This is a genomic window from Algibacter sp. (assembly GCF_039977455.1).
Taxonomy (GTDB): domain Bacteria; phylum Bacteroidota; class Bacteroidia; order Flavobacteriales; family Flavobacteriaceae; genus Algibacter_B.
Genome location: NZ_JBDWDG010000012.1, coordinates 135,528 through 148,192, shown reverse-complemented (window position 1 = coordinate 148,192; position 12,665 = coordinate 135,528). Strand labels below are relative to the sequence as shown.

Sequence of the window (12,665 nt, the reverse complement as noted above, 5' to 3'; positions counted from 1 at the left end):
CAAAAAAAAGTATATATAAAAACCGTTTTCTAAAAGGTTTTATTGGTTATTTAGCTTCATGAACTATTCAGCTTTTTAAACCATTTTAATTCTGCCACAAAAAATAGGTGCTTTTTCGTGTAATTCTGTGGGGTGAAATATTTATTTGGTTTTAACCCATCGGTAGCTTTACCAGCAATTGAGTTAATTAGTAAAGAAAGTTCTCAATGCAAATATTTAAAATGTTTTGATGGTTAATAATAAATCTTAAGACTAGTGTGATTAAGTTGTTGAAAACCAGTCTAATGAAGTGTTTTTGGGGTGTTAAAAACCATTTTTATAGTAAACATTATCAAATATTACAGTACAGTACAGGATACAAAAGTTCGATTTGAGATATATATTTGGTATTATTATTTATCTAAATATATTTAAAATGAAAGAAATTACTAAGAGTTTTAAACACGTCGATTATTTATGGGATGATGATAAAGCAACATCTTTAAAAAACGACCAAGTTGCTCTATTTTTATATAGATCAAATATTTTAGGAGCCGATTTACGAATCACTAATTATGGTGGTGGTAACACAAGCTGTAGAACTATAGAAAAAGACCCGCTTACCAATGAAGATGTTGAAGTAATGTGGATTAAAGGTTCTGGAGGAGATATTGGGACTTTAAACAGAAGTGGTATCGCAGGTATTTATACAAAACGATTACGTGATTTAAAAAATGTTTATGGCGGTTTAGAAGATGAAGACAGAATGGTTGGATTGTTCAATCACTGTATTTTTGATTTAGATAGTAAAGCACCATCAATTGATACACCGTTACATGGTTTATTACCCTTTGCACATATTGATCACTTACATCCCGATGCACTAATAGCCGTTGCAGCAGCAAAAGATAGTAAAAAGGTAACCAAAGAAATTTGGGGAGATACCATGGGCTGGGTACCTTGGCAACGTCCAGGATTCGATTTAGGTTTACAAATAGAAAAATGTTTAGAAGATAACCCGGGTATTCGTGGTATTGTTTTAGGGTCTCATGGGTTATTCACTTGGGGTGATACCTCTTATGAATGTTATATGAACAGTTTAGAAGTTATTGAAATGGCTTCGGAATACATCGAAAATAAAATAAAAGAACAAGGTTCAGTTTTCGGCGGACAAAAAGTAGAAAGTTTACCAAAAGAAGAGCGTTTAGAAAAAGCAGCGCAAATCATGCCTTTGTTAAGAGGGTTATGTTCTTCTGAAAACCGAATGATTGGTCATTTTTCAGATAGCGATGTGGTTATGGAATTCATTAATAGTAATGATTTAGAACAATTGGCTCCTATGGGAACCTCTTGTCCAGACCATTTCTTGAGAACAAAAATTCAACCGTTGGTATTGACTTTAGATGCAAATGAAGACTTGTCAGATGGCGATGCTGTTCTTAAAAAACTAGAACCTGCATTTGAGCAATATAGGCAAGAATACGCCGATTATTACAACACCTGCAAAAAAGACAACAGTCCAGCCATGCGCGACCCTAACCCGGTGATTATTATTTATCCAGGAGTTGGTATGTTCAGTTTTGCTAAAAACAAACAAACTACACGTGTGGCAAATGAGTTTTATATCAACGCTATAAATGTAATGCGTGGTGCAGAAGCAATCACTTCATATACATCTTTACCAAGACAAGAAGCTTTTGATATTGAGTATTGGTTATTGGAAGAAGCTAAGTTACAACGTATGCCAAAAGAACAACCATTATCTCGTAAAGTTGCTTTTGTTACTGGTGCTGGTGGTGGTATTGGTAAGGCTATTGCAGATAAATTAGCTGCCGAAGGAGCTAATGTAGTTCTTACCGATATTAACGAAGACAGTTTAAAAGAAGCACACGCTACCTATAAAAGAGACGTGTCAACCTATGCAGTATGTGATGTTACCAATACAGAATCTATAGCTAATGCCTATAAAAAAGCATGTATTGAGTTTGGAGGTGTAGATATTATTGTGCACAGTGCAGGGTTAGCAATTTCTAAACCTTTAGAAGATACTACAGATAAAGACTGGAATATTTTACAAAATATTTTAGTTAAAGGTCAGTTTGATTTAGCAAAACAATCTGCGGCCATTATGCGTAAGCAAGGTTTAGGCGGAAATTATATTTCTATAGCCAGTAAAAACGGATTGGTAGCAGGCCCTAATAATGTGGCATACGGAACAGCAAAAGCGGCACAGCAACACATGGTTCGTTTATTAGCTGCTGAATTAGCGAAAGATAAAATTAGAGTGAATACAGTAAATCCGGATGGTGTTATTGTAGGTAGTAAAATATGGCAAGGTGCTTGGGCTGAAGGTCGAGCCAAAGCCAATGGAATTACGGTGGAGGAATTGCCAGCATTTTATGCCAAAAGAAACTTGTTAAATGAAATTATAACACCCGATGATATTGCCAATGGCGTATTTTCTTTAGTTAGTATTTTAGACAAGTCTACAGGAAATATCATTAATGTAGATGGAGGAATGGCGAATGCCTTTGTTAGATAGTATTTGAGTTAGTTGTTTAGTCTAATAAGATAAAACCTCCAAAAGTTCAGTTAGAAGTTTATGGAAGTTTCATTATTTAGTAGCTGTTAAAATTATGAATATACAAAAAGAGCAAATCACAGATTACAATAAAAAAGGGTTAGAAAATCATAATGAATATTTTGATTTTTTATCAAACAGATTATCAAAAAACGGACATGATGTTAATGCTATTGTTTCAAAATTAGCTAAATTCCAAGTCGCTATCCCAAGTTGGGCATTAGGTGCTGGCGGAACTCGTTTTGGGCGTTTTTCATTTTTTGGAGAACCATCTAGTTTAGAACAAAAAATACAAGATGTAGGGGTTTTACATGCGCTTACACAAACTGCCGGAGCGGTGTCATTACATATTCCTTGGGATATTCCTCAAGACTATAATGCTATAAAAGAAATAGCTTCAGGGTTAGATATTAAATTTGATGCTGTTAATTCGAACACCTTTCAAGACCAAACAAATGCAAAAGAAAGCTACAAATACGGATCCCTAAGTAACATTAGCCAAGCAGTAAGGCAACAAGCCATTCAGCATAATTTAGATGTTATAAATATTGGAAACAAATTAGGTTCAAAAAGTTTAACTGTATGGCTGGCAGACGGGTCTTGTTTTCCTGGGCAAACCAATTTTCAAACAGCGCTTCAAAATACAGAAAACAGTTTAAAGGAAATCTACAAAGGCCTTCCTACCGACTGGAATATGCTTATTGAATATAAGCCTTACGAACCTAACTTTTATAGTACGGTTATTCAAGATTGGGGAACCTCATTCATGCTTGCTAATGCTTGTGGAGAAAAAGCGTTTTCACTTGTAGATTTAGGCCATCACTTACCTAACAGTAATATCGAACAAATTGTATCTGTCTTAATGTCTAAAGGGAAACTAGGAGGTTTTCATTTTAATGACAGCAAATATGGGGATGACGATTTAACTGTTGGAAGTATTAAACCATATGCGCTTTTCCTAATATTTAACGAGTTGGTTTATGGGATGGAAAATAATCCTCAAAACCCAGATTTAGCGTGGATGATTGATGCCAGCCACAATATTAAAGATCCTTTAGAAGATTTAATTCAATCTTTAGAAGCTATACAAGAAGCTTATGCAAAAGCACTTTTAATCGATCAAAACCAATTAAAACAAGCACAACTAAATCATGATGTGGTAAAATGCCAAGAAATTTTACAAAACGCTTATAGAACTGACGTTCGTCCCTTGTTAGAAAAAGCAAGATTAGAACGTGGTGGTGCTTTAAGCCCTTTAAATGCTTACCGTACTTTAGAGGTTAGAAATGAGCTTATAAAAGAACGTGGTAGAAATACAGTTGCCACAGGACTATAATTTAATTTTTAAAATGCCCGAATCACGAGTATTTTAAACGAAGAATCAACAAACTAAAACCAACCACTAATAAGTTCTCTTAAACTAAATAAGTGAAATGATAAATGTAACGGCAGTGTTCGACATAGGAAAAACGAATAAAAAGTTCTTTCTGTTCGATACAGACTATAAAGAAGTCTATAAAGAATATTCTAAATTTGATGAAATAGAGGACGAGGACGGTCACCCTTCTGAAAACCTTAAAGCCCTGCAAGGATGGCTTAAACGTGTTTTCGAAAATATATTAGAAGCTTCAGAGTTTAACGTAACGGCAATCAATTTTTCAACTTATGGTGCTAGTTTTGTTCATTTAGATGAAAATGGAGAAGTATTAACGCCACTCTATAATTACACCAAACAAATCGACCAGAGCGTTATCGATTCTTTTATTGAAAAATATGGCCCGAAAGAATCGTTTTTAAAAACTACAGGCTGTTTCGATTTAAGCCTTTTAAATTCAGGTTTACAGCTCTATTGGATCAAGCATACTAAGCCAGAGATATTTAAAAAAATAAAATATTCGCTGCACTTGCCGCAATATTTAAGTTATGTTTTTACAGGGATACCTTTAAGTGAATATACTAGTATTGGCTGCCATACGGCACTTTGGGATTACACCAAAAAAGATTACCATAGTTGGGTGTATAAAGAAGAACTACACAAAATTTTACCGCCCATCGTTTCTACCGAAACTAGTATTAATATGAACTACAACGGAAAGCGTATTAAAATTGGGGTAGGTATTCACGATAGTTCTTCAGCTTTATTACCGTATGTGCGTAGCGTAAAGAAAAAATTTGTTTTAGTATCCACGGGTACTTGGAGCATTTGTTTAAATCCGTTTACTGATCACCCTATGGTGGAAGATACCGATGCCGAAGATTCGATTAATTATATGAGAATTAACGGAAAACCGGTTAAAGCAACCCGCCTGTTTTTAGGTAACGAGTATAAACTCCAAATAGAGGAATTGAGTAAACAATTTGGAGTAAGTGAAGAATATCATCGTCATGTAAAGTTCGATTTTGAGGTGTATTCTGAAATAATGCGGGATTTTAAGCATATGTTTAAATGGGAAAGCATTGTTGATAAAGACATGCCTGTAGAAACTAAAATGACCCATGACACGTTTGAATACGCCTACCACCAATTAATGACAGAACTTGTCCTTTTACAAATAAATAGCATAAAAGATGTAGTTGGGAATGATGATATTAAACGCTTGTATGTTGACGGTGGTTTTAGTGATAACGACTTGTTTATAAAACTATTGTCACACTTTTTTAGACATATGAAATTAAGAACCACTGATTCCTCATTAGGTTCCGCATTGGGAGCAGCAATATCAATTTCAGATAAAAAACTAAATTCAAAATTCTTAAAGAAAAATTATTCATTGAAAAAGCATGTTCCGTTTATAACCAAATAAAGAAAACCGCACCACCAACTAACTAAACACATTTACCACTATGGCATTATCACATGTAGAAGAAGAAATTATTGAAGACCTTTCAGGGGGGGAATTTGAAAGAACCCCTGTTCCTAAATCAAATTTAAAAGGCTGGAAAAGTTTTTTAGGTATGTACGCCGGTGAGCATGCTGCGGGAACGGAATTTATGATAGGCCCTTTGTTTTTAACGGCAGGCGTAAGTGCTTTCGATTTGTTGGTAGGTCTGTTGTTTGGTAATTTGTTAGCCGTGTTATCTTGGCGGTTTTTAACAGCAGAAATAGCAGTAAAAAATAGACTAACATTGTATTTTCAGCTAGAAAAAATAAGTGGTAAAAACCTTGTAACTGCTTATAATTTAGCTAATGGAATCCTATTCTGTTTTTTGGCTGGCTCGATGATTACTGTTTCTGCCACAGCAGTTGGTATTCCCTTTGATATGCCCATGCCAAAATTAGATGATACCATGCCTAATGGAATGACATGGATTGTTATCGTTATATTAATTGGAGCCTTAATTTCCGTTGTTGCTGCTAAAGGTTACGATACCGTATCGAAGGCTGCTAATTGGATGTCGCCAGTAATTGTATTAGCATTTTTAGCTTGTGGAATAGTAGCTTTGAGTCAATTGGAGGTGTCTAGCTTTTCTGAGTTTTGGGATATTTGGGGGGAAGGTAAAGCGCCTTTTCCAGGACAAATAAAATATACGTTTTGGCATGTTATGATCTGGTCTTGGTTTGCTAATAGCGCAATGCACATTGGGATGTCTGATTTATCGGTTTTTCGTTTTGCAAAAAAAGCGAGTTCTGGTTGGACTACTGCCGCCGGAATGTACGTAGGACATTATATGGCATGGATAGCAGCTGCATTATTATATGCGGTTTATTTAAAGTCACCAGAGGCACAAGCATTTTTGAGCAATGGCGAGGCACCTCCGGTTGCGCCAGGGCCATTGGCGAACAATGCCATTGGAATATTCGGTATCATTGCCGTGGTATTGGCAGGTTGGACCACAGCAAACCCTACGATTTACAGAGCAGGGTTAGCTTTTCAGGCTATTTTGCCAAAATTATCTACCGCCAAAGTGACTATTATAGCAGGAACCATTGCAACAATCGCAGGGTTATTTCCTGCTTTTGCCATGAAACTTTTAGGTTTTGTTGCGCTTTACGGATTTATTTTAGCACCGTTTGGAGCGATTATCGTGTTTGAGCATTTCTTTCATAAACGTTTCGGTATCATTAAAAATTACGCTGAAGTGAAGAATATCAAATTTAATAAGTCGGTTTTATTGGCCTGGGCCATTAGTTTTGGAGTGTTTTATTTTATTTCCGTTCAGTTTAATGTGTTCTTATCATTTGTAACCTTGCCCGCTTGGTTGTTGTGCGGAGTACTGTTTTTGGTGTTTAGTAAGTATAATCAAAGGAACTTCTAATCTTAAAAATAGAGTTAGAGTATTAATATGCCGTTTTAGAGGTAAAATGTGTAGTAATTTGTTAAAAAGAATTCCATTATATCATAAGCTATCAAGAAGTAATGGAATATGCATCAAAAATTCATTTTTTTGGAGAATATCGACCATTGTTTATCAAAACATAGAAAGTAAATCTTAGGACAAAATACTATAAGTTTATGCTTTTTATTTTGACATGCAAAAGCTGCTAATTTTCTTTATTTAGTAGGCCGCTATGGTTGTGAGACGATAATATTCGCCATTTAGACTTTTCTTTTTTCTCAACATCCTATTGTTAGGCAGCGGTTATGTTTTTTTCTTTATTTACTTAATAATAAGCTGTCTTTTTTAAAAGACAATGTTTTTTGTAAGTTGACATCCTCTTTGATTTAAAAACTAATCAGGATTACATTTCGCCTTACAAATACTTGGTATTTTTCTGATAAAATATTTTTTGAAAGCTAGTGGCAGTGCAGGATAGTGCAGGATGGTATATGTGAAACTTAAGTATACTTTTATTAAACCTAAACTGAAAAGGGATGTCTACAATCCTGAGTTCAAAAAAAATAAACCACTAATAATGTTAACTAAACTAAAATTTATGAAAGAAACCACACTCAAAAAAAAGGGAAAATCCCATTTTTATTACTTACATGGAAATATGCGGGTAAAATTAATGGGTATAATTATGATACTGTGCTCTTACAGTATTAGTTTTGCGTCAACTATTATTAATGAACCTGATTTAAAAGAAAAAGGTGGATTAATACAAAACAGTACTATTACAGGTATTGTGGTTGATGCCAATAACGTCCCGCTTTTAGGGGCAAGTATTCTTGAAAAAGATACAGCTAATGGTACTTACTCAGATTTTGATGGTAAATTTTCATTAGAAGTAAATAATAAGGACTCTGTCTTGGTAGTTTCTTATGTTGGCTTTAAAACAAAGGAAGTTACGTTAAACGGAGAAAACACTATTACAATTGTTTTAGAAGACGACGCACAAAGTTTAGATGAGGTTGTTGTTGTTGGTTATGGTACTGCAAAACGAAAGGATATAACAGGTTCTGTAGAGCGTGTAAATTTAGAGGATTCGCCAATTGCATTATCTTCTAATACTAGTATTTTACAATCCGTTAGAGGAGCTACACCGGGAATTAATATTGGTACACAAAATCAAGTAGGACAAACACCTAGTATTGTAATTAGAGGGCAGAATTCTATAAATGGAAATAATGACCCATTAATAGTTCTTGATGGTATTGTGTTCTTAGGAAGCATAAATGATATCAACCCTAGTGATATCGCTTCTATTGATATTCTAAAGGATGCTTCGGCAGCTGTGGTTTATGGTTCTCGTGCGGGTAATGGCGTTATTTTAGTCAATACCAAAAAAGGAAAAACCTCAAAACCGCTTATTAAGCTTTCGTCATCATCAGGTGTTAATGTTTGGCAAAATAAACCAGATTTGTTATCGCGAGATAGGTATTTAGAAAAATATGCAACCCAGACAGGAGCAGCCACCGTAGATGACATCGTGTGGGAGGAAGAATATAGAAATGTTTTGCAAGACGAAGGCGTGGATACAGATTGGATTGATTTAGTTTCGCGAACAGGTGAAATTCAAAAACATAATGTTTCTGTTTCTGGTAGATCAGATAGTTTTAATTATTTTTTCTCTGGAGGTTATGAAGACCAATCTGGAGTTATTATAGGCGATGAGTTTAACAGAGTGTCTTTGCGCTCTCGCTTACAAGCCGATGTAACCGATTGGTTAGAAGTTGGTTTAGATGGTTCTTACACCAATAGTGATTTCTCTGGAGTAACAGCAAACCTAGGGCGAGCTATGGTTATGGCTCCAATAGGATATCCTTATCGATACGAGGGTCAACCGTTTAATACGGCTTCCAATTCATCTACAGCGTTAGAACGATATCCAACAGCAAATAATGTTGAAAGTCCTTTATGGGGTACAGATGGTACTAGAGATTTGTTTGATAAGCGTAACTATTTTAGGCTTGCCGCTAATGCCACGGTAAAAGTGCCGTGGGTAAAAGGTTTAAAATACACTATTAATTATTCGCTTAGCTCACAATTTAGAAGTCAAGATAGTTTTTACTATGAAAGCTATTATATTGGTTTACCTACGGAAGGAGAACCTTATTTTGATAGATATTCTCAGTCTGCTTTACAGTCAAATTTATCACAAGCAAACGGGTCTAATTCTAGATATAAGGATTATAACTATGTAATTGATAACATTATTAATTATAAAAGAAATTTTGGTAAACACGATTTAGATTTAACCTTAGTTGCCACAAGAGATTATAGAAAATCTGACGTGTCTACATTATCAGGGAATGATTTTGCGGCGTTAGGAAATACGAGCTTAGGTGTTAATGGTATAACCTTTGCCACCAACCAAACTAATGCCTATGATATTACAGAAAGATCGAATGTGGGGTATTTAGGTCGGGTAGCTTATGGTTTCGACAGTAAATATAACTTAACAGCTTCAGTTAGAAGAGATGGTGCTTCTGTTTTTGGTGCAGACAAGAGATTTGGTACATTTTGGTCTGTTGGTGGGGCATGGACACTTACTGAAGAAAACTTTTTAAGTAACAATAATGTTCTTAATTATTTAAAATTAAATGCATCTTACGGAACAAATGGAAATCAAGGTTTATCGCCATATGAGACACTTTCTGGTGTTATAACAGGGCAACCAGGGGATATTGAATATGCCTTTGGAGATAACCCTTCCGTTAGTCAATTTGGAATTGAACAAACCAGTTTGGGAAATGCTGAGCTAGGATGGGAATCTACGACTTCATTAAACTTTGGGGTTCATTCAGCTTGGTTAAATAACAAAATCACCTTAGATGCTGATGTGTATTTTTCTAAAACGGAAGACCAAATATTTAATCGTAACATTCCAAATACCAGTGGTTTTACATCAATTTTGGCTAGTTTAGGTCAGATAGATAATCAAGGGGTGGAAATTTCACTAGGTTCAACTAATATGAAAACCGAAAATTTTTCTTGGACTTCAAATTTAACCTATTGGAAAAACCGCAACAAAATTGCAAAGTTATACGGTGATGATATTGATGGAGATGGTTTTGAAGATGATGATATCTCTAACAGTCTATTTATAGGAGAGTCCTTAGGAGCTATTTATGGTTACGAATATATTGGTGTTGTACAAGAAAGTGACACGCAATATATAGCCGATACTGGCGCCTCTCCTGGTGATGCTATGTTTAGAGATTTAGACGGAGAACCAGGTATTACTGCCGATGGCGATCGAAAAATTTTAGGTTATACTGTCCCTAATTTCAGAATGGGATTCTCTAACACAATAAGTTACAAAGATTTTAGCCTTTACTTCTTATTTACTGGAACCTTTGGAGGTGATGGATACTATTTAGGGGGAAATCCAAGACAGAATTCTTTACAAAATAGATTTGATTATAACGATGTAGATAACGGCGCTTGGTGGACACCAGAAAACCAAAGTACTACCAACTTACGTCCAGATTTTAATGATTCTAGATATTTAGGCTTGCAATCTAGAGGTTATGTTCGATTACAAAATGTGAACCTAAAGTATACCTTTAATTCTGAGTTCTTAAAGCGTCTTAACGTAGGAATCGGTTCCTTAGAAATGTATGCCAATGCAGATAATCCGTTAATTATAACGAATTGGTTTGGTGGAGGAGACCCAGAAAGAGGCGTATCAGCTCAAAGCGGAACTTTACCGGTTATGAGTGCATATACTTTTGGTATAAATGTTAGTTTTTAATTAAAATTAAATATGATGAAAATAAATTTTATAAATAAAATAGCGCTATTATCATTACTCTTTATCGCAGTTAGTTGTGATGATGATGCCTTTCTAGAATTAGAACCAGAAACGTTTCTTACTGTCGATAATGTTTTTACATCAGGCGCACAAGTAGAACAATTGGTATTAACTATGTACCAGCAAGACCGTGCTTTACACGGGTATATAGATAATAATCAAGGTCGAGTAATGTATGGACAAGGTACCGATGTTTTTACGGTGCCTACATTCCGCCAAAACACAAATTTTAGTGACTATAATTCTACAATTACACCTAATGCAGGTAGACTAAATAATATATACGCAGATTTATATCAGATGATTTCTCGTGCTAACCTTGCAATCTCCTTAGCAGAACAAGAAAGTATGCCTTTTCAGTCTGATGAAGCACGTGAATATGTAATTGCTCAATCAAAGTTTTTTAGAGCAAAAGCTCATGGACAAGCAGCCGAACTTTTTGGAAGAGTAGCAATTGTAGACCAACCAACAACTACAGTACGATTTGATTATGAGCAGTCAGAAAGATCAGAAATCTACCAATTTGCAATTAATGATTTAGAGTCCATACTTAATGATTTGCCAGTAACTACCAACGAGCCTGGTAGAGTGGTAAGGGGTGCGGCTCAGCATTTTTTAAGCGAATTTTATTTAGGTTTAGGTATTGAAACTGGTAGCGAGGCGGCATACGATCAATCTATTAAATATGCGTCAGACCTTATTGATGGAGGAATGTATTTTTTGATGGAAAATCGTTTTGGGTCTCGAGCGGACGAACCTGATAAGAATGTATATTGGGATTTATTTCGCTTAAACAACATCAATTATGCCGATGGAAATACCGAAAGCATTTGGGCATATCAGTTTGATTATGATGCTTATAATGCGGGTGATGAAGGTGCTCGATTAGCCTTGCCTTATTATTTAAGCCCTGTTTGGAGAGCAATTGAAGGGGTTATTGGAGAAGACGAATATACTGGCGGTCGTGGCGTTGCGTTTTTACGTCCAACCGACCTAACGGAAACAATTATTTGGGACCCATCCATTTCAGATGGAGATATAAGAGGTGATGAAAGTAATATTAGGAGAACGGTGTATTATAACGATCCAAATTATGAAGGAGGAACTAAAGTAGGAGAAGTGGTGCCGCAAGATGAACTAGATGCAGCTAATGAAGGGCTTGCTGATGGCGCTTATTTTCCTATTTATGAAAAGTTTACCACAGACCAATTTGAGGGGCTAGAGGATGGAGAAAGAAGACAAAACATTTGGAGAGATGACTATGTTATTAGGCTCCCAGAAACAATTTTGTTAAGAGCTGAAGCCAAGCTTAGAAAGGGAGATGCCCAAGGTGCTGCAGACGATATTAATATAATTCGTAGAAGAGCACAGTGCAATGTTTTAGCAACTCCAGGCATGGTAGATCTTGATTTTATATTGGATGAAAGAGCTAGAGAGCTATTTGGAGAAGAAAGCAGATGGAACACACTTTTACGAATGGGGGGGACTATAGCTTCAGATCGTATCAGAAAATATGCCAAGTATGATTATCAGAGAAGTAGTCTTACCTTCGATTTTAATACATTCCCAATACCACAAACGGTTATAGATCGTAACAAGGATGTAGTGTGGGAGCAAAACCCAGGATGGGCAGGAAGGTAATTATTAGTGAACTTTAAATCATTTATGCTATAAACATCTGGTAAATATCTTATTTGCCAGATGTTTTTGTTTAAAACCCAAAAAAAACACCTCTTTCTTCACAAGAAAAGCAACCGGATGTACTCATTATTTTAATCGATCAGCTTAGGGTATAAACTACGCGATTTACTGGATATCCAAATGTAAATACTTCACATTTAGACAAGGTAGAGGTTATGAGTGTTAATTTTAAAAACGCAGTGTCTGGCATCCCTGTTTGCACTCCATTTAAGGCTTCATTAAGCTAGGTTTTTTGGTAAATGGCATATTGAGGGGCAAGGCTGA

General features: G+C 35.5%; 6 protein-coding genes. All 6 read left to right on the top strand.

Annotation, left to right across the window (positions count from 1 at the left end):
- Positions 1-415 precede the first annotated feature (415 nt).
- The 6 genes from ABJM36_RS03705 (at position 416) to ABJM36_RS03680 (ending at position 12,341) form a co-directional block, all read left to right on the top strand.
- Entirely contained in the window at positions 416-2,521 is a 2,106-nt protein-coding gene (locus ABJM36_RS03705) for a bifunctional aldolase/short-chain dehydrogenase (RefSeq protein WP_348449305.1), read from the top strand.
- Between the two features lie 94 nt (positions 2,522-2,615).
- On the top strand, positions 2,616-3,896 hold the full coding sequence (locus ABJM36_RS03700; RefSeq protein WP_348449303.1) for a sugar isomerase: 1,281 nt from the start codon (positions 2,616-2,618) through the stop codon (positions 3,894-3,896).
- Between the two features lie 97 nt (positions 3,897-3,993).
- On the top strand, positions 3,994-5,364 hold the full coding sequence (locus ABJM36_RS03695; protein ID WP_348449301.1) for an FGGY family carbohydrate kinase: 1,371 nt from the start codon (positions 3,994-3,996) through the stop codon (positions 5,362-5,364).
- Between the two features lie 40 nt (positions 5,365-5,404).
- Positions 5,405-6,817: a hypothetical protein gene (locus ABJM36_RS03690; RefSeq protein ID WP_348449299.1), complete on the top strand. Its 1,413-nt coding sequence runs from the start codon at positions 5,405-5,407 to the stop codon at positions 6,815-6,817.
- Positions 6,818-7,436: 619 nt separating this feature from the next.
- A complete protein-coding gene (locus ABJM36_RS03685) occupies positions 7,437-10,640 on the top strand; it encodes a TonB-dependent receptor (protein WP_348449297.1) in 3,204 nt (1,067 codons plus the stop codon).
- A gap of 12 nt (positions 10,641-10,652) precedes the next feature.
- Positions 10,653-12,341 (top strand): RagB/SusD family nutrient uptake outer membrane protein, encoded by a 1,689-nt coding sequence (locus ABJM36_RS03680; RefSeq protein ID WP_348449295.1) that lies wholly within the window; start codon positions 10,653-10,655, stop codon positions 12,339-12,341.
- Positions 12,342-12,665: the final 324 nt, after the last annotated feature.

Excerpts from the sequence above, each read along its gene's own strand:
- ABJM36_RS03695 (WP_348449301.1), top strand. The coding sequence starts at position 3,994 with ATGATAAATGTAACGGCAGTGTTCGACATAGGAAAAACGAATAAAAAG.
- ABJM36_RS03690 (WP_348449299.1), top strand. The coding sequence starts at position 5,405 with ATGGCATTATCACATGTAGAAGAAGAAATTATTGAAGACCTTTCAGGG.
- ABJM36_RS03685 (WP_348449297.1), top strand. The coding sequence starts at position 7,437 with ATGAAAGAAACCACACTCAAAAAAAAGGGAAAATCCCATTTTTATTAC.
- ABJM36_RS03680 (WP_348449295.1), top strand. The coding sequence starts at position 10,653 with ATGATGAAAATAAATTTTATAAATAAAATAGCGCTATTATCATTACTC.
- ABJM36_RS03705 (WP_348449305.1), top strand. The coding sequence starts at position 416 with ATGAAAGAAATTACTAAGAGTTTTAAACACGTCGATTATTTATGGGAT.
- ABJM36_RS03700 (WP_348449303.1), top strand. The coding sequence starts at position 2,616 with ATGAATATACAAAAAGAGCAAATCACAGATTACAATAAAAAAGGGTTA.